Annotated in this window: 17 protein-coding genes; 12 read left to right on the forward strand and 5 right to left on the reverse strand. The window is 63.6% G+C overall.

Annotated features, from left to right (window positions below; all coding sequences use genetic code 11):
• Positions 1 to 433 precede the first annotated feature (433 nt).
• Positions 434 to 1,042, reverse strand: coding sequence for a YdcF family protein (locus ACVOMB_RS01630; protein ID WP_481529646.1), 609 nt, complete (start codon positions 1,040 to 1,042; stop codon positions 434 to 436).
• Positions 1,039 to 2,001 carry a pyridoxal-phosphate dependent enzyme gene (locus tag ACVOMB_RS01635; protein WP_481529647.1) on the reverse strand — a complete coding sequence of 321 codons (963 nt, stop codon included), beginning with the start codon at positions 1,999 to 2,001 and terminating at the stop codon, positions 1,039 to 1,041. The genes ACVOMB_RS01630 and ACVOMB_RS01635 overlap by 4 nt, the downstream gene beginning before the upstream one ends.
• Positions 2,002 to 2,145: 144 nt before the next feature.
• On the opposite strand from ACVOMB_RS01635, the gene ACVOMB_RS01640 reads away from it, so the two are divergent.
• From ACVOMB_RS01640 to ACVOMB_RS01690, 11 genes are all read left to right on the forward strand, one after another.
• Positions 2,146 to 2,772: a hypothetical protein gene (locus ACVOMB_RS01640; RefSeq protein ID WP_481529648.1), complete on the forward strand. Its 627-nt coding sequence runs from the start codon at positions 2,146 to 2,148 to the stop codon at positions 2,770 to 2,772.
• Between the two features lie 490 nt (positions 2,773 to 3,262).
• Positions 3,263 to 5,152, forward strand: a complete 1,890-nt coding sequence (gene mnmG, locus ACVOMB_RS01645) for a tRNA uridine-5-carboxymethylaminomethyl(34) synthesis enzyme MnmG (RefSeq protein ID WP_481529649.1) — start codon at positions 3,263 to 3,265, stop codon at positions 5,150 to 5,152.
• A 224-nt stretch (positions 5,153 to 5,376) separates the two neighbouring features.
• Positions 5,377 to 6,195, forward strand: a complete 819-nt coding sequence (locus ACVOMB_RS01650) for a nucleotidyltransferase domain-containing protein (protein WP_481529650.1) — start codon at positions 5,377 to 5,379, stop codon at positions 6,193 to 6,195.
• Between the two features lie 65 nt (positions 6,196 to 6,260).
• Positions 6,261 to 6,800: a gamma carbonic anhydrase family protein gene (locus ACVOMB_RS01655; protein WP_481529651.1), complete on the forward strand. Its 540-nt coding sequence runs from the start codon at positions 6,261 to 6,263 to the stop codon at positions 6,798 to 6,800.
• Positions 6,801 to 6,877: 77 nt separating this feature from the next.
• On the forward strand, positions 6,878 to 7,798 hold the full coding sequence (locus tag ACVOMB_RS01660) for a DUF2167 domain-containing protein (protein WP_481529652.1): 921 nt from the start codon (positions 6,878 to 6,880) through the stop codon (positions 7,796 to 7,798).
• Positions 7,799 to 7,981: 183 nt separating this feature from the next.
• A complete protein-coding gene (locus ACVOMB_RS01665; RefSeq protein WP_481529653.1) occupies positions 7,982 to 8,677 on the forward strand; it encodes an RDD family protein in 696 nt (231 codons plus the stop codon).
• Positions 8,674 to 9,666 carry a stage II sporulation protein M gene (locus ACVOMB_RS01670; protein WP_481529654.1) on the forward strand — a complete coding sequence of 331 codons (993 nt, stop codon included), beginning with the start codon at positions 8,674 to 8,676 and terminating at the stop codon, positions 9,664 to 9,666. Before ACVOMB_RS01665 ends, ACVOMB_RS01670 begins: the two co-directional genes overlap by 4 nt.
• A complete protein-coding gene (locus tag ACVOMB_RS01675) occupies positions 9,656 to 11,248 on the forward strand; it encodes a DUF4129 domain-containing protein (RefSeq protein WP_481529655.1) in 1,593 nt (530 codons plus the stop codon). The genes ACVOMB_RS01670 and ACVOMB_RS01675 overlap by 11 nt, the downstream gene beginning before the upstream one ends.
• Positions 11,245 to 12,393, forward strand: a complete 1,149-nt coding sequence (locus tag ACVOMB_RS01680) for a DUF4350 domain-containing protein (RefSeq protein ID WP_481529656.1) — start codon at positions 11,245 to 11,247, stop codon at positions 12,391 to 12,393. The genes ACVOMB_RS01675 and ACVOMB_RS01680 overlap by 4 nt, the downstream gene beginning before the upstream one ends.
• Complete coding sequence (locus tag ACVOMB_RS01685; RefSeq protein WP_481529657.1) at positions 12,390 to 13,415, forward strand: AAA family ATPase; 1,026 nt, start codon at positions 12,390 to 12,392, stop codon at positions 13,413 to 13,415. Before ACVOMB_RS01680 ends, ACVOMB_RS01685 begins: the two co-directional genes overlap by 4 nt.
• Positions 13,416 to 13,695: 280 nt before the next feature.
• Positions 13,696 to 14,994 (forward strand): DUF58 domain-containing protein, encoded by a 1,299-nt coding sequence (locus tag ACVOMB_RS01690; RefSeq protein ID WP_481529658.1) that lies wholly within the window; start codon positions 13,696 to 13,698, stop codon positions 14,992 to 14,994.
• 217 nt (positions 14,995 to 15,211) lie between these two features.
• Here the strand turns inward: ACVOMB_RS01690 and ACVOMB_RS01695 are convergent, their stop codons facing one another.
• A complete protein-coding gene (locus ACVOMB_RS01695) occupies positions 15,212 to 16,399 on the reverse strand; it encodes a glutathionylspermidine synthase family protein (RefSeq protein ID WP_481529659.1) in 1,188 nt (395 codons plus the stop codon).
• 4 nt (positions 16,400 to 16,403) lie between these two features.
• Positions 16,404 to 16,970 carry a DUF1190 domain-containing protein gene (locus ACVOMB_RS01700; RefSeq protein WP_481529660.1) on the reverse strand — a complete coding sequence of 189 codons (567 nt, stop codon included), beginning with the start codon at positions 16,968 to 16,970 and terminating at the stop codon, positions 16,404 to 16,406.
• Positions 16,971 to 17,519: 549 nt separating this feature from the next.
• Here ACVOMB_RS01700 and ilvD point away from each other — a divergent pair.
• The gene (gene ilvD / locus ACVOMB_RS01705; protein WP_481529661.1) at positions 17,520 to 19,358 is read left to right on the forward strand and encodes a dihydroxy-acid dehydratase; all 1,839 of its coding nucleotides are present in this window, start codon (positions 17,520 to 17,522) and stop codon (positions 19,356 to 19,358) included.
• Positions 19,359 to 19,367: 9 nt separating this feature from the next.
• On the opposite strand, the gene ACVOMB_RS01710 is transcribed toward ilvD, so the two are convergent.
• Positions 19,368 to 20,393 (reverse strand): integron integrase, encoded by a 1,026-nt coding sequence (locus ACVOMB_RS01710; RefSeq protein WP_481529662.1) that lies wholly within the window; start codon positions 20,391 to 20,393, stop codon positions 19,368 to 19,370.
• Positions 20,394 to 20,660: the final 267 nt, after the last annotated feature.

The raw sequence follows: 20,660 nt of genomic DNA on the forward strand, positions 1-20,660 counted from the left end.
CAAGGGCAAATGCAAAGCCGTAGTGCCGAGCCATGCTCGGCAGGAGCCTTGCAGACAATCCAGCGGACAGCGCGTCAGCTTCGCGGCTTACGCCGCTCCTACAAGGGCAAATGCAAATCCGTAGTGCCGAGCCATGCTCGGCAGGGGCCTTGCAGACGATCCAGCGGACAGCGCATCAGCTTCGCGGCTCACGCCGCTCCCACAAGGGCAAATGCAAATCCGTAGTGCCGAGCCATGCTCGGCAGGGGCCTTGCAGACGATCCAGCGGACAGCGCATCAGCTTCGCGGCTCACGCCGCTCCTACAAGGGCAAATGCAAAGCCGTAGTGCCGAGCCATGCTCGGCAGGGGCCTTGCAGACGATCCAGCGGACAGTGCATCAGCTTCGCGGCTCACGCCGCTCCCACAAGAACGGGGGAGCGGATGCCCAACCGCTCAAGCCCCTTTTACAAACAGGTCGCGGTGGAAGAAATACACTTCCTGCAGCAGAAAACGCCAGCTGGTGTGGAAACTGCGGAAGCGCGTGCTCGGTGTGGACGATGCCAACGCATCAATACCCAACTCATTGGATAAACGCAGCGCGCGCGCCATGTGCAAAGGATCACTGACCACGATCACCTTGTGCATGTCGTGCTTGGCCATGACCTGCTTGGCTTCAACCAGATTCTGCCGGGTGGTGCGCGAGCGGGTTTCGATCAGGATGTCGTTGCTCGGAATCTTCTGCTTCAGCGCATAACGCCGTGCCACCTGCGATTCGGAAAAGCGCGCGCCGGTGCCACCAAAGCCACCGGTAAAAATCAATTTCGGTGCATAGCCCTGCCGGTACAGATCCAGCCCATGGCGAATGCGCTCTTCAAATACCGGCGAAGGCTTGGCGTCATAGGCCGCAGCGCCTAGCACGATGATGGCGTCAGCAGGCGCAGCCTGGTCGCGGTCACCGACCCAGATGATCCACGCCGCCACGCCCAGCAGCCACAACAGCAGCAACACACATAAGCGCCACACCCAGCCCATCAACCCCGTGCGCCGAACAGCTGACTTCATGCCTGCACCCAGGGCAAGGCATCCAGATCCACGTTGCCACCAGACAACACCAGACCCACCGTGCGTCCGGCAAAGCGCTGTGGCTGGGCCAGCACCGCCGCCAAGGTGATCGCCGAGGACGGCTCGACGGTCTGCTTCATTACCTGCCAGATCAGTCGCATCGCGGCCACGCTATCGGCATCGTCCACGCTGATTACCTGTGCCGCGCCGTGCAGCAACGCGAAGTTGGGCGCACCCAGCGCACCACGCAGGCCGTCGCACAGCGTGTCGGGCACGAAATCGATCAGCCGTTCACCCGCAGCCAGCGAACGCGCGGTATCGGCAGCACCAGCCGGTTCGGCCAGCACCAGCTCGCAGTTCGGCAGTAGCTGCTGCATCGCCAGCAGGCTGCCGGCCGCTAGGCCACCGCCGCCAACCGGTACTACCAGCACATCCAACTGGGCCCCAGCCTGACGGATCAGTTCCAGCGCGGCGGTGCCTTGCCCAGCGATTACCCGCGGGTCGGTGTAGGGATGAACCAGCGTTGCCCCGGTTTCACGCTGCACACGCAGGCATTCAGCTTCGCGCGCGGCCTGGGTGGGCGCACAGCGCCAGAGGGTGGCCTGGTTGCGCTCGATATTGGCCAGCTTGGCCGCCACCGCGCCCTCGGGCACCACCACGTGACAGGGAATGCCGCGCGAGCGCGCCGCCAACGCCAGCGCGGCGCCATGGTTGCCGGAAGAATGCGTCACCACCCCGTGGCTGGCGTGCTCCACATCCAGCGACCACACCGCATTGCAGGCCCCGCGGAACTTGAATGCACCACTGCGCTGCAGGTGTTCAGCCTTGAAATGCAGACTGGCGCCGGCCAGCGCATCCAGCGCACGTGAGCGCAGCACCGGGGTGACCGTTGCATGGGCGGCAATCCGCGCCGCTGCTGCCAGAACCTCGGCAAATCCGGGCAAAGGGAGTTCATTCATGGTGAAAGGTTAGCCCAGGCCCCGGGCCTGCGACCATCTCATCTGCGCACACGTTGTATGTTCAGCCATGTAGACGCGAATTAAGGGCCGATTCAACGCTGTGGCCCGAAGCTGGATGCCATACCCACGAGGGGGGGATTTTTTATGATCAAGCGCCTGCTTATTTCCACCGGCCTGCTGCTGGGCCTGTCTGGCTGTGCCACGTATGACTACGTAGGCGGCGGCTCGGGCGGCTATTACCACGGCTCCCCCTCGGTGCAGTACAGCTATCCCTATGGCTACCCGAACAGTGGCTACGGCTACGGCGGTTATGGCTATGGCAGCGGCTATTACGGCTACGGCAACTATGGCTATCCGGTCTACCGACCCAACTACAACCGCCCGCGCCCGCCTTATTACGGCAACGGCCAGCGTCCGCCTGGGCATGGCAATGGCAATCGGCCGCATCCGGGCGGTGACGGCGATCACAACCACGGCGGCAACCGTCCGCGTCCGCCGGGCAACGGCAATGGTGGCAACGACGGTCGCCCGACCCGGCCGCCACCGCCGGTGAATGGTGGCGGCAACAAATCGCCGTGGCGTAACCTGGACAATCTGACCCGCCCACAGCCGCGCGCCAGCAACCAGCCGATGCAACGCGCACAGCCCATGCAGCAGGCGATGCAGCGGCCGCAGGCGGCAGACCGGCCATCTATTCAGGCAAGGCCGATGCAGGCCCGACAGGCGTCACAATCCCGGCAGCCGCGTGGAGTCCAGACCCAGGAACCATAAAAAGGTTGCATTTGCCGTAAATGCAGGCATTCTTGGTCCCAAGGGTGACCGCTTACGTCGCATAGTGACCTAAACCGGTCTCGCCCAGACAGTTCAATGTCGATGTCCGTCAGGAAATCTGGATCCCCCCTGTTCCGGCCCTGTCGGACATCGGCGCCTAAAAAGACAAAGCCCCGGCCTAGGCCGGGGCTTTGTCTTTTAACGCTTTCCCGCCAAGGCGGGCCCTGCTTCATAGCAAGGCCGGTAGTCCCCCGACTACCGGCCCCCGGCTTCCCCAACGTACGCTTCGGTCGGCCCCTGTTCCAATTCCGACCTTGTTGCGCCTATGTCGCATGCCACGTTGGGTGCAATGTATTAACTGCAGGTTGCGTGCCAACTTTAGGGTTAATGCGTACCTGATTGCGCTTGGCAGTAAAATGACCACACACGCCGTCACATCGTGGGAATACCCCTCCGACGGACTTCACACTTCCTTACCGATCTCACGCCCATGAGCGACTCCTTCTACCGTTACGACGTCATCGTCATTGGCGGCGGCCACGCTGGCACCGAAGCTGCCCTGGCTGCAGCGCGTGGCGGTGCCCGCACCCTGCTGCTGACCCACAACGTCGAAACCGTCGGCGCGATGAGCTGCAACCCGGCCATCGGCGGCATCGGCAAGGGCCATCTGGTCAAGGAGATCGATGCGCTCGGCGGCGCCATGGCGCATGCCGCCGACCGCGCCGGCATCCAGTGGCGCACGCTCAATGCCTCCAAGGGCCCGGCCGTTCGCGCCACCCGCTGCCAGGCCGACCGCAACCTGTACCGCATGGCGATCCGTGGCATTGTCGAGTCGCAGCCGAACCTGACCGTGTTCCAGGCAGCCGTCGATGACCTGGTGATTGAAGGCGACGCCGTGCGTGGCGCCATCACCCAGACCGGCCTGACCTTCCACGCCGCTGCCGTGGTGTTGACCGCAGGCACTTTCCTGGCCGGCAAGATCCACATCGGCGAAACCCAATACACCGCTGGCCGCATGGGCGACCCACCGGCCACCACGCTGGCCGCACGCCTGCGCGAGCGCCCGTTCGTCATCGACCGTTTGAAGACCGGCACGCCACCGCGCATCGATGGCCGCTCGTTGGACTACAGCGTGATGGACGAACAGCCCGGCGACGATCCGCTGCCGGTGATGTCCTACCTGGGCGACGTCAACGAGCATCCGCAACAGGTAAGTTGCTGGATCACCCATACCAGCGAGCGCACCCACGACATCATCCGTGGCGCCCTGCACCGCTCGCCGCTGTACAGCGGGCAGATCGAAGGCATCGGCCCGCGTTACTGCCCGTCAATCGAAGACAAGGTGGTGCGCTTCGCCGAGAAGAACAGCCACCAGATCTTCGTCGAGCCGGAAGGCCTGGACGTGGTTGAGATCTACCCCAACGGTATTTCCACCTCGCTGCCGTTCGACGTGCAGCTGGAACTGGTGCGCAGCATCCGTGGGTTCGAGCAGGCGCACATCACCCGCCCCGGCTACGCGATCGAATACGACTTCTTCGATCCGCGCGGTTTGAAAAACACGTTGGAAACCCGCCAGGTCAACGGCCTGTTCTTCGCCGGCCAGATCAACGGTACCACCGGTTATGAAGAGGCTGGCGCGCAGGGCCTGTTGGCTGGCATCAATGCCGCACTGTTCGTGCAGGGCAAGGACGGTTGGTGCCCGCGTCGCGATGAAGCCTACATCGGCGTGCTGGTCGACGACCTGATCACTCATGGCACCACCGAGCCATACCGCATGTTCACCAGCCGCGCCGAATACCGGCTGCAGCTACGCGAAGACAATGCCGATACCCGTCTGACCCCGACCGGTCGCAAGCTGGGCTTGGTCGATGATCGCCGTTGGTCAGCGTTTGAAACCAAGCAGACCGCCGTCGCCAACGAAAGCGCCCGCCTGCGTGGCATCTGGGCAACACCAGGCAATGCACTGGGCCGCGAAGTCGCCGAAGCCACCGGCGTGGCAGTCAGCCGCGAAACCAATGTGCTGGACCTGATCAAGCGCCCGGAACTGGACTACGCCAAGTTGATGCAGGTGCCCTCACTCGGACCGGGCGTTGATGATGCTCGCGTGGCCGAGCAGGTGGAAATCAGCGTCAAGTACGCCGGCTATCTGGACCGCCAGCGCGACGAGATCGAGCGCCAGCAGCGGCATGAGAACACCGCGATTGCCGAAGGTTTCGACTTCGGCTCGGTGCGTGGATTGTCTGCCGAAGCACTGCAGAAGCTGGAGCGCGTACGCCCGCAGACCATCGGTCAGGCACAGCGCATTCCCGGCATGACGCCGGCAGCGATTTCCCTGCTGCTGGTGCATCTGGAGCGGGCGCGACGCGGCAAGGTGGCTTGAGGTTCTGATTGCAGTTGTTGGTGGCGGAAGCTTGAGAGCGTTACCCCTCCCCAACCCTCCCCTGCGCTGCGCGCAAGGGAGGGAGCTGTTTCGCATGTTCTTTCAGATGGCGAAGCGCTGCTTCTACCCCCTCCCTTGCGCATAGCGCAGGGGAGGGTTGGGGAGGGGTGCCTTTTGCGCGCACCCTGACTAGACTGCGTCTCCCACTAAAAAGAGCGCAGGATATGGACATCCATCCAATCGAACCGGAAAAACGCCAGGCCGTACTTGCCGCACTGGAACAGATCGAACGCCAACACGATGTCCGCGTGCTGATGGCCTGCGAGTCTGGCAGCCGCGGCTGGGGCTTTTCCTCACCGGATAGCGACTACGACGCCCGCTTCATCTACGTCCATCGCCAGCCGTGGTACCTGAGCGTCAACGAACGCACCGGCCCCAGTGAAGCGCAACGCGATGTGATCGAGCTCCCCATCGACGACGAGTTGGACATCAGCGGCTGGGACCTGCGCAAGGCACTACGCCTGGTCTCAAAGTCCAACCCCACTTTGTCCGAATGGCTGCGCTCGCCCATCCACTATCGCGGCGATGCGCAGGCCATTTCCGGACTTCAAACAGCAGTGCAGCAGTTCCACTCACCGCTGGGCAGCTGGTGGCACTACTACAACATGGCCAGCGCCAATCACCGTGGCTATCTAAAGAGCGAACGCGTCCGCACCAAGAAGTACCTGTACGTGCTACGCCCCTTGCTAGCCTGTCAGTGGATCGAAAATGAGCCCACGCCGCCGCCCATGGCCTTCGAAAACCTGCTTGATCGCCTGCTTCCCGAAGGCGATGTACGCGTTGCCATCGATCAATTGCTGGCAGTAAAGCGGCGCAGCGCGGAGGTCGATGACGGCCCACGCATCACCACCATCAGCGACTACATCGATGTCGAACTTGAGCGGCGTAGCAGCGCCCCACCTCTGCTCGCTGCAGGCGTAGGCGATGCCAACGCGTTGGACGAACTTTTCAGACAAATGCTCACTGCGCACGCACCGCGTTGAGATCGCCAGAAGTACAACTGCGACTATGATGTTGCCCGCCAAATTCGTCCCTCAAGGCCCCCACCATGCCCGCACTGCGCCCCTTCCTCGATAAAACCCCCACCATCGGCGAGCGTGTCTATATCGACGAGGCCTGCACCATCATTGGCGATGTGCAGATTGGCGATGATGCGTCGGTGTGGCCGGGTACGGTGATTCGTGGTGATGTGAACTACGTACGCATTGGTGCACGTACCAATGTGCAGGATGGCACCATCATCCATGTCAGCCACGACAGCCCCTACAACAAGGGCGGCTACCCGACCCTGATCGGCGAAGGCGTTACCGTCGGCCATGGCTGCATCCTCCACGCCTGCACCATCGGCGATTACTGCCTGATCGGCATGGGTGCCTGCATCCTCGATGGCGCGGTGATCGAGGCCAATGCCTTCATCGCCGCCGGCGCCGTGGTTGGGCCGGGCAAGGTGGTGCGCAGCGGCGAGTTGTGGGCCGGTAATCCGGCGCGATTGATGCGCCAGCTCAGCGAGAAGGACATCGAAGGCCTGCGCTATTCGGCCGACCACTACGTCAAGGTCAAGGACCAGTACCGCGGCATGCAAGGCTGAGCTGCGGGCATTGTCGGCACCCGCCTTGCCGGTGCACACTGCCGGCCCTGGCGTGGGGACGCCTTTGAGGGTTTGACATGAAGTCGATGCGAATCGTGGCGCAGCGCCTGTTGGCGGCGGTGGCACTGCTGTGTGTGGTTTGCTTTACCGCCTCCGCCCAGGAGGCTGCCCAGGAAGAACAGGGTATGAGCGCGGAGCAGTTCGAGCAGTCACTGCATTTCCGTACAGGGCAGATCGAGGTGCCCGAGGCCAAGGCCCACTTCAATCTGGATGGCGAGTTCCGCTATCTGGACAAGGCCGACGCGCGGCGGGTGCTGGAAGACATGTGGGGCAACCCACCCGATGACAGCGTGCTGGGCATGATCGTGCCGCGCAGCCCCGGCCTGAGCGAACAGGGTAGCTGGGCGGTGGTGGTTACCTGGTCCGACGATGGCTACGTGTCCGACGAAGATGCCAGCAAGATCGACTACGACGATCTACTCAAGACCATGCAGGCCGATACCCGCCAGAGCAACCCGGAACGTGAAAAGGCCGGCTATGGCTCGCTGGATCTGGTGGGCTGGGCGGTGCCGCCACGCTATGAGGCCGGCAGCAAGAAGCTCTATTGGGCACGCGAGCTGGCCTTCAACGACCAGCCCGATCACACCCTCAACTACGACATCCGCGTGCTTGGACGGCATGGCTACCTGAGCTTGAATGCAGTTTCAGGAATGTCTGAATTGACGCTGGTACGCGAGGGCATGGACAAGCTGCTGCCTATGGCCGAATTCGACCAAGGCGCACGCTACGCCGACCACAACCCCAACACCGACAAGGTCGCTGCCTATGGCGTGGCAACCCTGATTGGCGGTGGTTTAGCGGCCAAAGCCGGCCTTTTTGCCAAGCTCGGGCTGTTGTTGGCCAAGTTCTGGAAGCTGCTGTTGATCGGCGTACTGTTCCTCGGCGGCGCGATCAAGAAGCTGTTCGTGCGCGGTGACGACAACCGCACCGTGCGCTGAAACTCGCCTCGCCCAGCCCACCGCTGTCTGCGGTGGGCTGGGTTTTCAGGCTGCCGCCAGCTAAAGTCAGCGTTCTGATAGGGACGTAGCAGAGACACGAATGCCACAGGCATCCGTCCGGGCCGGACTCCGGGCTTCCATCCGCCGCATGCAGCGCCGGCACTTGCTGCTGGAGCCACTGCAATGAACACAGCGCGGCCGATGCTGGACACCTATCGCGAGGTCATCACACCCGAAGGCGTGCCACTGCAACTGCCCGCCGCCGGGCCGGTGCCGCGTGCCCTGGCCTGGCTGATCGACCTGTGCGTACGCTTTGGCGTGCTGGCGCTGATGAGCCCATTGCTGGTCGCACTGGGCGAGCTGGGCCAAGGCCTCTATCTGGGACTGATGTTCCTGATGTTCTGGGCCTACCCGATCGTACTGGAGGTCTGGTTCGGTCGCACCTTGGGCAAGAAGGTATTGGGCCTGCGCGTGGTTGCACGCGATGGCGCACCGCTGGGCTGGATGGCGGCGATCGTGCGCAACCTGCTGCGCACCGTCGACGCGCTGCCGTTTGGTTACGCGCTGGGCCTGGTCACCTGCCTGTTTGATACGCATGGCCGTCGCCTGGGCGATCTGGTTGCCGGTTCCCTGGTAATTCATACCGCACCGCGCCCGGCAATGCCGCCAGCGCGCATCGATACCGCGCTGGCACCGCCGCTACCCCTGCAACCCAACGAACAGGCGGCCTTGATCGCCTTCGCCGACCGCGCACCGGCGCTGTCGCCCGGGCGCCAGCGTGAGCTGGCCGACATCGTCAGCGGGCTGAGCCAGGAGCATGGCCAGGCTGGCGTAGTACGCCTGTATGCAATGGCCAACTGGTTGCTGGGGCGGCGATGAGACAGGAACAGTTCGTCACCCGCTATCAGCATGAATGGCAGCAGTTCGAGGACTGGCTGCAACGCCGTGGCGAGCGCTCGCGCAAAGATCGGCGCAGCACCGACCCCGATCTTCTCGGCGATGAAACCATCCCGCAGCGCTACCGCCGCCTGTGCCAGCAACTGGCCCTGGCACGTCGCCGGGGTTACAGCCCGCAGCTGGTGGAACAACTGCAGCAGCTGATGCAGCGCGGCCACAACCTGCTGTACCGCACACCGGCACCGCGCTGGCAGCGTGCGCTTGAATTCCTGTTCGCCGATTTCCCCACCACGGTGCGCAGCCAGGCCGGGGCGATGTGGGTGGCCTGTGCGCTGTTCGTGATTCCGCTGGTCGGCATCTTCGTGCTGCTGCAGTACAAGCCTGAGCTGATCCACATGCTGATGGATCCACGCGAGCTGGCACAGATGGAAAAGATGTACGACCCGGCCGCCGACAACCTGGGCCGCGACAGCGGCACCGACTGGGCGATGTTCGGCCACTACATCATGAACAACATCAGCATCGGCCTGCGCACCTTTGCCAGCGGATTGCTGGCGGGCATCGGCACGATCTTGGTATTGCTGTTCAACGGCATCACCATTGGTGCGGTAGCCGGTCATCTGCAGCAGATAGGCTCGGGTGATCCGTTCTGGCGCTTTGTAGTCGGCCACGCGCCATTCGAATTGACTGCGATTGTGATTGCCGGCGGTGCGGGCCTGCAGCTTGGTCTGCGGCTGCTGGCGCCGGGCCGCAAGCGCCGCATTGATGCGCTCATAGAGGGCGGCGTGATTGGTGCACGGCTGTGCCTGGGCGTGGCCTTCATGCTACTGGTCGCGGCCTTCATCGAGGCGTTCTGGTCCTCGATCGCGTGGGTGCCGATGTGGGGCAAGCTCAGTGTGTCTGCCGTGCTATGGACGGTAGTGCTGCTGTGGCTGTGGCGCGGTGGGCGTGGAGGTGATCATGCGGATTGATCAGCTCGATGTCGCGTTGCGTGCGCGTTCGCAATGGGAAGCGATGGAGCTGGGCACCGCCTTGGTCCGCCGTCATGCCGCTGCGATCTGGAAGCCATGGGTATTGCTGACGTTGCCGGTATTTGCGCTGCTCAATCTGCTGGGCTGGTGGCTGGACAACTTCTGGCTGTCCAGCTTGATCCTGTGGTGGCTCAAGCCCGCGTTCGAACGCATCCCGCTGTATGTGATTTCGCGCGGCGCGTTTGGTGCCGAGCCCACTACCGGCCAAACCCTGCGCGCGCAGTGGAACTGGGGCTGGCGCGGCCTCGGCGCCTACCTCGGCTGGCGCCGCCTCAGCCCTGCCCGCTCGCTGTTGATGCCCGTCGATCTACTGGAAGGTGGCGACGCCAGCCAGCGGCGCGGGCGCCGGCATGCGCTTGGCGGTGCAGCCTATGGTCACGCCACCCTGCTCACCTGGGTGTGCTGGCATTTCGAGGTCATGCTGCAGCTTGCCGGCGTCGCCCTGGTCTTCATGTTCGTGCCGGTGGAACTGCTGTCCGAATCGCTACGCGCCACCTGGGAGCTGATCGGTGAAGACACCCCCGCGTGGGCGTGGATAGGCTTCAACCTGTTGGCGTGGCTGGCGATGAGCTTGATCAGCCCGTTCTATAGCGGTGCTGGCTTTGGCCTCTACCTCAACCGCCGCACCCAACTGGAAGCCTGGGATGTGGAAATCGCCTTCCGTCGCCTGCGCGAGCGACTGACTGGGCTGGCGCCGATGCTGGTGTTGCTGCTGGCGGTGTTCGCGTTGCCGTCGCTGCAGGCGCGGGCACAGGACAGCGCGGATACCCACAGCGCCAGCAGCCACAGCAATCACAAAGACGTTGCAGAAGCAGGAACAGACTCGGCTGCAGCTACTGCGACCACGCCCCAGCAGCTGTTTGGCGCTGTACCGGCCGACACCGCCGGCTTCCGTCAGGCCGCTGCACGCGCGTATGAAGACCCACAACTCGGTGCCAAGCGCAGCGTCACCCGCTGGGTGAAGAAGGCATCGGACAAGAAGCCCGATACCGACGACAGCAACCATCCCGATGCCGGCCCGATCTTCGCTGCCATCGCCAAGTTCGCCGCGCTGATCGGCGAAAGCATCCTGTGGATTCTGCTTGGCGTGCTGTTGGTGGTGCTCGCCCTGACCGCACGCTGGTGGCTGCCGTGGTTCCGTGGCGACGGCCGTCGCAGCCGCGACGCGCAGGCACCCGCGCTGCAGGAAGCCCTGCAATTGCCGGAAGTGCTGCCGCCGGACATCCTCGGTAGCGCGCGTCGGCTGTGGCGCGAGGGAAAGCCACGGCATGCACTGGCGCTGCTATACCGTGCTTCGGTGGAAGTGCTGGTCGAACGCGGCAACGTCGTGCTGCCGCCCGGCGCCACCGAAGCACAGTGCCTGCGTGCCTCGCGCAAGATGCCGCAGGAAGCCGATCGCAGCCTGTTCGCACGCATGGTGCGCACCTGGCAGTACGCCGCCTATGCCGGCCGCCTGCCCAGCGATGAAGAGTTCGACGCGTTGACCAAGGAGCTGCACCAGCAGTACGGGTGGCCGGCATGAACACCGCCCTGCGCAATTCGCTGGTCATCGTACTGCTGTTGCTGATCGGCCTGATCGCGTTCTGGTTCGTGCGCAACTTCGAGAAAACCAGCGAAGAGATCACCCTGCCCGCTTATGGCGAGCCCACCTATAACGCGCTGTATGCGCTGCGCGAAACCCTGATCCGCGACGGCAGCAAGGCCGAAACCCGGCGCCAGCTCGACCTGCCCGCCATGCAGCTGCAGCCCGGCGATACCGTGCTGATGCTCGACGACCCGCGCCTGCTCACTCCGGCACAGGTCGAGAGCCTGTTGGACTGGGTGCAGTTCGGCGGCCATCTGCTGCTGCGCGCACCCGATGCCGACGAAGACCTGGACAGCGACGAACAGGGCTTGCTGGAGCGCTTGGGCGTAGTCACCAGCGAGGTACCGGCGCGCTGCCAGGTCTGGCAGGTGCAAGGCCAGGAATCGCATGATGAGTTCTGCAGCGGCAACCGCTTCAGTCTCACCGAAAAAGCCCGTGCCGAGCGTCGCTGGGCCGATACCGGTGGCGACGAAACGCTGGCCTATGCCCGCCTGCGTTACGGCCTGGGGCGGGTCGATGTGCTCGGCAGCATGGACTTCCTGCTCAATGGCGGCGGCGAGCGCGATACCGGCCTGCGCGACATCCCCCACCGTGACCTGACCCGGCTGGTGCTGGCACCCAATTACGGCAAGGGCACCACCCACCTGATCTACGCGATGGAACTGCCATCGCTATGGAAGACGCTGTTCCAACGCGGCTGGCCGGTGTGGGTGCCGTTGTTGCTCGCGCTGCTGGCGTGGCTGTGGATGCGCTGCCAGCGCTTCGGCGCGCTACTGCCCTCGCCGCGCGAAGACCGTCGCTCGCTACTGGAACACGTGCGCGCCAGCGGCGAGCACCTGCATCGCTACCGCAAGTCACCGCTGTTGTATGACGCGGTACGCCAGGCCTTCCTCGCCCGACTGCGCCGCCGTGCGCCGGTGGCTGCCGCGTTGAGCGGTGATGCCCAGGCGCAAGCCATTGCCGATCACCTGCAGTGGCCGATCAGCCGCGTGCAGACCGCATTGCAGATTCCCCCGTCGCAGGACGACATCGCCCTGCGTGACCGCATCCGCTTGCTCATCCAGATGAGAAACCAGCTATGACCGACGAGTTCACTCCGCCTGCCCTCCCCGGCGATGCACCCGCGCCGACGCCTGCTCCCGCGCCGGTCAACACGGACCTGATTGAACGCGTCGAGCGCATCCGCGAAGCGGTGGGCCATGCCTTCATCGGCCAGAGCGATGTGCTCGACCAGATCCTGATCGCCCTGCTGGCCGGCGGCCACGTACTGATTGAAGGCGTACCGGGGCTGGGCAAGACGCTGTTGGTCCGCGCCCTGGCACAGGCGCTGGAACTGGACTACGCACGCGTGCAGTTCACCCCGGACCTGATGCCCAGCGACGTCAGCGGCCACGCCGTCTACGACCCCAAGACCGAAAGCTTCAAGATCCGTCGCGGCCCGGTGTTCACCAACCTGCTGCTGGCCGACGAAATCAACCGCGCCCCGGCCAAGACCCAGTCCGCGCTGCTGGAAGTGATGCAGGAAGGCCAGGTCACCATTGAAGGCAAGGCCTTCGCACTGACGCCGCCCTTCCTGACCATGGCCACGCAGAACCCGGTCGAGCAGGAAGGCACCTACCCGCTGCCGGAAGCCCAGCTGGATCGTTTCCTGCTGAAGGTATTGATCGACTACCCGCAACTGGAAGACGAGAAGCAGATGGTGCAGGCCATCACCACTGGCCGCACCGCCAGCGACTTCAACCTCACCCAGGTACCGCGCGTACTCAGCGGCGCCGATGTGGTGGAGCTGCAGAAAGCAGTGGCCGCAATCACCGTTGACCCGCAGGTGATTGATTACGCCGTGCGCATTGTCGCGGCGACCCGCAAGTGGCCGGGTATCGCGCTCGGCGCTGGCCCACGCGGCAGCATCGCGCTGGTGCGCGCCGCCCGCGCACAGGCGGTGCTATCCGGCCGCGACTTCGTTACCCCGGATGACGTGCGCGAGATCGCCAAGCCAGCGCTGCGTCACCGCATCGCGCTGGCCCCGGAACTGCAGATAGAAGGCCAATCCGCCGACGATGCCCTGACCGCCCTGCTCGCCAAGGTGGAGGCACCGCGCAAGTGAGCAAAGCGGCAAGAAGCGCCAGCATCTCAAACGAGGCCCTTGCCTCAGCCCCCTCCCTTGCGCGCGCAGTGCGGAGGGGAGGGTTGGGGATGGGTGCCGTAGCTCCTGCCCCCTCCCTTGCGTGCGCAGCGCGGAGGGGAGGGTTGGGGAGGGGTGCTGCTGCTCCTGCCCCCTCCCTTGCGCGAGCAGCGCGGAGGGGAGGGTTGGGGAGGGGTGCTTCTGCTTTTGCTGCAGCTATTTCTTCATCAGCACCAACAAACCAAACAACCAGGGCCACGCAGTGAGACCCGCCCCCCTTCTGATCACCCTGCTGGTTTTGTGGAGCCTGCTCGGCCTGCCAGTGGCCCTGCACTACCTGCCCATGCAGGCATGGACCATCACCGCTGCGGCAATCGCCCTGCTAGCGCTGATCGACCTCGTAATGCTGTGGCGCAAGCCCAGCCCGCAGGTGCGGCGCGAACTGCCCGACTCGCTTGCATTGGGCGTCGAGCGCGAAACCTGGCTGCAGCTGGATTCCTACGGCAAGCAACGCGTCGACGTATTCGACCTGCTGCCCGATGGCTGGAACAGCGACGGCCTGCCGCGCCGGTTGAAACTGGGCAAAGCCAGCGAAACCCGTTTCAGCTACCGCTTCACCCCGGCCAACCGCGGCACCTTCGTATTTGATGGTGTGCACCTGCGCCTGCACTCACCGCTACGCCTGTGGCGGCAACAACGCACGGTCGGCACGCTGCAAACCGTGCGCGTTTATCCCAACTTCGCCCCACTCACCCGCTTCGCCCTGCTCAGCGCCGAGATGGCATCACGACTGGTGGGCGCACATCTGAAGCGTCGCCGTGGTGAAGGCACTGATTTCCATCAGATGCGCGAATACCGCGTCGGCGACAGCCTGCGTCAGATCGACTGGAAGGCAACCTCGCGCGCGCGCAAGCTGATCTCACGCGAATACCAGGACGAAAAGAACCAGCAGCTGGTAATGATGATCGATACCGGCCGGCGGATGATGGCCGACGAAGGCGGTCTGTCGCATTTCGACCACGTGCTCAATGCTTCGCTGGTGGTGTCGTACCTCGCATTGCGCCAAGGTGACGGCGTCGGCCTGTTCGCCAGTGGTGGTGACAATCGCTGGGTGGCACCGAAGCGTGGCATGGGCGCGATCGACAGCCTGCTGCGTGCCAGTTACGACCTGCAGCCCAAGCCGGTGGCTACCGACTATCTTGCTGCGGCCACCGAGTTGACGCTGCGGCAATCGCGACGCAGCCTGGTGATGTTGGTTACCAACGTGCGTGACGAAGATATCGAGGACCTGCTCGCCGCCGTGCGCCTGCTGCAGAAGCGGCACCTGGTGTGCGTGGCCAGCCTGCGCGAGCGCGAGCTGGACCAGGCTTTGGCACGCGACGTGGAAACCGTGCCCGAGGCGATACAGGCTGGTGCCATTGCCGCTTACCTGCAGCAGCGAAGCGATGCGCATGAAGCGCTACGCAGCCATCGGGTGATGGTGTTGGATGTCACTGCAGAAGAGTTGCCGGCAGCGTTGGTTGAACGCTACCTGGCAGTGAAGCGCGACGGGCTGCTGTAACCGGCTTCGCGGCTCACGCCGCTCCTACAAAAGCCGGGTCCTGTAGTGCCGAGCCATGCTCGGCAGAGGCCTTACCGACAAGGCCGATGTAGTGCCGAGCCATGCTCGGCAGGGGCCTTACCGGTAAAGTCCCAGCCGAGCATGGTTCGGCCCTACAATTGGACTTCAGACATCACCAGCTTCGCGGCTTACGCCGCTCCTACAAAAACACAACCGCTTACAGATAGATCCGCGTCGTGCCCTGCGGTGCATCATCGATGATGGCGTGCGGCAGGAATCGGGCGCTGTCACGGGTGATGCGGCTATTGTCTTCGCGGATGCCAATACCACAGGCGCGGTCACCCACCACCCAACTGCCAACCAACGGATAGTTGCCATCAAACACCGGCAAGGCATGGAACGCCTGGCGGATGCTCGGCCCGTTGTACGGCCCCTCGCTCTCCTGCCAGCTACCGTCGCTCATGTGCATGGCAACATTGGCACCTTCGCGTGAATGCAGTGGCTTGCGCACCCAGCCGGCCGGCAAGGCACTGCCATCGTCGAAATAGGACTCCAGCAGATTCGGGTGGCCACGATGGCGATCCCACAACAACGGCAGGATGCCCTTGTTGCTCAGCACCGCCTTCCACGCTGGCTCCAGCAGCTGCACGCCCGAACGCGGCAAGGCTGCACCGAACTCTTCGCGCATCAGGTCTTCCAGCGGGTACAGCTTGAACAGGCTGCCGATTACCACGTCATCCAGATCGGTGAAGCGACCATCGGCCGACAAACCAATATCTTCGATGGCAATCGCCGCCGCGTGCAGCCCGGCCTGTGCCGCGCAATCACGCAGATAGGCCACTGTGCCCTGATCTTCCTCGGACTCCCCAACCGCACTGAAATACAGCGGCGGCGGCAGGCGTGAGGTCAACTCGGCAAAGCGCTCGACCAAGGTCTCGTGGATGGAGTTGAACTGATCGGCCTGCTGCGGCAATGCGCCACGGTTGCGCTGGTCTTCCAACCACTGCCATTGGAAGAACGACGCCTCGTACAACGACGTCGGCGTGTCGTAATTCAGTTCGTATAGTTTGGCCGGGCCATTGCCGTCGTAGGCGAAATCCAGACGACCGTACAGATGCGGATCACGCCGGCGCCAGCTCTCGGCGATCCAATCGCGGAACGGCTCAGGGATGGCCAGCTGCGCCATCAGCGCATCGCTACCCACCACCTCGCCAACCAGATCCATCGCCATCGCATGCAGCTCGGCGCTGGGATCTTCGATATCGTTTTCGATCTGGCGCAGAGTGAAAGCGTAGTACGCGCTTTCATCCCAATACGGCGCACCGTCAATGGTGTGGAATCGGAAGCCCGCTTCTGCGGCACGGGCCTTCCAGTTGCCGCGTTCGGCGATTGCAACGCGCTTCACTGCATCAACCGCCGACGCTGCTGCGGCCGCCGCTACTCGAACCGAAACCACCACGACTGGCAGTTACGGCGCGATTGGGAGTGGCGTTGACCGGGGCCAGGCCGGCCTTGCCTGCACCAATACCGCTGCCAGTGTTCAAACCACCGCTACCGCCCGGTGCGGCCGGCTTTGCCCAACCGTTGGCATTGTCCTTGAACGCTGGCTGCGATGCTGGTGGTGCGGCCACGGCACCGCGGCTGCCGTTGAGCATCTGCGACATGAAGAAGCCCATCATCATCGGGCCGATGAACGAAGTGCCGGCGCTGGTCTGCTGCTGCACGCATTGCTCGGCCGGGTATTCCTTGGCGCACTCTTCCTTGCTGGCGTACTTGGGCGCGGCATCGGCGGATTGCTTCTGCGCGGTGGCAAACGCCTCGCGGCAGCTGGACGGATCGCCGGTCGCTTCGCTGCAGGCTTCCACCGAGGTGTACAGCCCCTCCTTCGTCTGCACGGACTCTTCCTTCTGGCAGGCGGTGAGCAGCAGCGGCACGGCGCTCATCAGCACCAGCGCGGTGGCCTTGGATCGCTTCATGGTCGGTTCCCCGTCAATTTGATTCCCAATAATGCCCGATGAAGCCTGCAAGACGGAAACCGGAAAACTCTTGAAACTGAATCGGATTTCAGCTGGTGCTTGTAAAGGCTTGGGGTGGCTGGGGTTTCGGTATTTCTGTGCTTGCGTTGCTATTCAGCGCGTGGGCGCTGTTGGTGCGTTGGAAGATCAAAATCCAGAGCACCCCTCCCCAACCCTCCCCTGCGCTGCGCGCAAGGGAGGGGGTAAAGGCGGCTCCCGCGCGGTCTGAACGAGCGCAGCAAACCGCCCCCTCCCTTGCGCGCAGCGCAGGGGAGGGTTGGGGAGGGGTGCTTTTGGCTTTGGCTTTGGCTTTGGCTTTGGCTTTGGCTTTGACTTTTGGCTTCGCTTCGCTCCGGCCCTTCCACCAACCAGACCGAGCAACCTCCAGCCCCAACCAACCGCCCCATTCCACCCTCAAACCACCGCAAACCAATGGTTGCAGCTGCAACCGGGAACTTCATGCAGAATCAATCGCACTGCACTTCTGCACGACCGCCCCGCTCGCTCGCCATGCCTGATTACCGCTCTAAAACCTCCACCGCCGGCCGCAACATGGCTGGCGCCCGCGCCCTGTGGCGTGCCACCGGCATGACCGATGGTGACTTCCACAAGCCGATCGTCGCAGTGGTCAACTCCTTCACCCAGTTCGTGCCCGGCCACGTGCACCTGAAGGACCTTGGCCAGCTCGTGGCGCGCGAGATTGAAGCAGCCGGCGGCGTGGCCAAGGAATTCAACACCATCGCCGTCGATGACGGCATCGCGATGGGCCACGACGGCATGCTGTACTCGTTGCCCAGCCGCGAGATCATCGCCGACTCGGTCGAGTACATGGCCAATGCCCACTGCGCTGATGCGCTGGTGTGCATTTCCAACTGCGACAAGATCACTCCGGGCATGTTGATGGCTGCGTTGCGCCTGAACATCCCCGCCGTATTCGTCTCCGGCGGCCCGATGGAAGCCGGCAAGACCAAGCTGGCCGACCACAAGCTCGACCTGATCGATGCGATGGTTGCCGCTGGCGATGACAAGATCAGCGACGAAGAGGTCGCGGTGATCGAGCGTAGCGCCTGCCCCACCTGCGGCTCGTGCTCAGGCATGTTCACCGCCAACTCGATGAACTGCCTGACCGAAGCCCTGGGCCTGTCGCTGCCGGGCAACGGCACCGTAGTGGCCACACACAGCGACCGCGAAGCCCTGTTCAAGCGCGCTGGCCGTTTGATCGTCGAGCTCTGCCATCGCTGGTACGGCGGCGAAGAAGCCAGCGTGTTGCCACGCGGCATCGCCACCTTCGAAGCCTTCGAGAACGCGATGACGCTGGATATCGCCATGGGCGGTTCCACCAACACCATCCTGCATCTGCTGGCCGCCGCACAGGAGGCCGAAGTGGCCTTCGACCAGCGCGATATCGACCGCCTGTCACGGCGCGTGCCGCAGCTGTGCAAAGTGGCACCGAACACGCAGAAGTACCACATCGAAGACGTGCACCGCGCTGGCGGCATCATGGCCATCCTCGGCGAGTTGGCACGCGGCGGCCTGCTGCATACCGATGCCTCCACCGTGCACAGTCGCAGCTTGGGTGACGCAATCGCAAAGTGGGATGTCACCCAGACGCTGGATCAGGCCGTTCACCAGTTCTACAAGGCAGGCCCCGCCGGTATTCCGACGCAGGTGGCTTTCAGCCAGTCCACGCGTTGGCCCTCGCTGGACGTTGACCGTGCCGAAGGCTGCATCCGCGACGTGGCCCATGCATTCTCCAGCGAAGGCGGCTTGGCCGTGCTGTACGGCAACCTCGCCGCCGATGGCTGCGTGGTGAAGACCGCCGGTGTGGACGAATCCATCCACGTATTCGAAGGTAACGCCCGCGTCTACGAAAGCCAGGACGCCGCAGTAAAGGGCATTCTCGGCAATGAAGTGCAGGCCGGCGACGTGGTGGTCATCCGCTACGAAGGCCCCAAGGGCGGCCCGGGCATGCAGGAAATGCTGTACCCAACCAGCTACCTGAAATCCAAGGGCATGGGCAAGGCCTGCGCCCTGCTCACCGACGGCCGCTTCTCCGGTGGCACGTCTGGCCTGAGCATCGGCCACTGCTCCCCGGAAGCCGCCGCAGGCGGCACCATCGGCCTGGTCCGCGACGGCGACCGCATCCTGATCGACATCCCGCAGCGTGGCATCAACCTGCTGGTGGACGATGCGGAACTCGCACGTCGTCGCAGCGAACAGGATGGCAAGGGCTGGAAGCCGGCCGAAGCACGCCCACGCAAGGTCACCACGGCGTTGAAGGCATACGCCCTGCTCGCCACCAGCGCCGACAAGGGTGCCGTGCGCGACAAGGCGCTGCTGGACGGCTGATTTCTGCCATCACACCGGGAGTGGCAACACTCCCGGTAGCCGGTCCAAAGGGCTGAGCAGACCTCCTGCGCCCCGCCCAAGCACGTGCGTATAGATCTGGGTGGTAGCGACATCCTTGTGCCCCAGTAGCTCCTGCACAGTGCGGATGTCGTGACCGGTTTCCAATAGGTGCGTCGCAAAGGAGTGACGCAAGGAGTGGCAGGTTGCGGGCTTTGCGATGCCTGCAAGGGCCCGCGCAGATTTCACCGCATGCTGCAGCGGCTCTTCGCTGACGTGATGCCGCCCGATTGCCCTGGTTCGCGGATCGGTGGACAGCCGCGCAGAAGGGAACAGGTACTGCCAACCCGGCTCTGCGTTTGCATTCGGATACTTGCGTGCCAACGCATAGGGCAACTGTACCCGGCCCCTTCCTTCGTCGAGATCCGCGCGGTGTGTCAGCAGCGCCCGCTCGCGCTGCCGCAGCAGTCGCTCACAGAGCGAGATGGGCAGCGGCACACGTCGATCCTTGTTGCCCTTGCCACTACGCACACAGATCTCGTTGCGCCCGAAATCCACGTCCTTGATACGAAGCCGAACACACTCCATCACGCGCATTCCGGTGCCGTACAGCAGTTGGGCCATCATGGCCGTCTGACCCTCAGGAATGGCCTGCAGCAATCGCGCAACCTCCTCCTGTGACAAAACAACCGGAAGACCACGCGGCCGCTTGGCACGCACCACCTGATCCAGGCGCGGCAGTTCCATGCCCAGCACCACGCGATAGAGAAACAGCAACGCCGACAACGCCTGGTTCTGGGTAGAAGCCGACACGTTTTTCACCGTCGCGAGTCGGGTAAGGAAGTCTCCCACTTCAGCAGCACCAAGCTCCTGCGGATGGCGCTTGCCGTTGGCAAGGATGAAGCGTCGGATCCAGCCCACATACGCCTGCTCGGTTCGCAAGCTGTAGTGCCGGACCCGGATATGTTCCCTGACCCGATCCAGCAATCGTTGCGGTTTAGCTGCTTTTACGCCTGCTGAGACAGGGGTGTATTCCATATCACTGCTTCCAAACGGCAATAAGCTTGGAGTTTGATATGGCGATACGGGCTGGAGAATCTCGTAAGTCGTTGTTTCTCTGTGAGAATTTTCCGGTTTAAAACCGAAGCGGAAGTCGGCATACTCGGTTTTACACCGCTTTTAGGCGGTCTACTAAGAGTTAGGCGGCAGTGTGCGGGTTGGCTGGCCATTCTTCTGTCGGCAGCAACATCAGCAATTCACCGGTCGGCTCCGGGTAGCAGTTCCAACTGTTCCTGGCATCGGCTA

This window comes from Stenotrophomonas sp. STEN018, assembly GCF_056760235.1.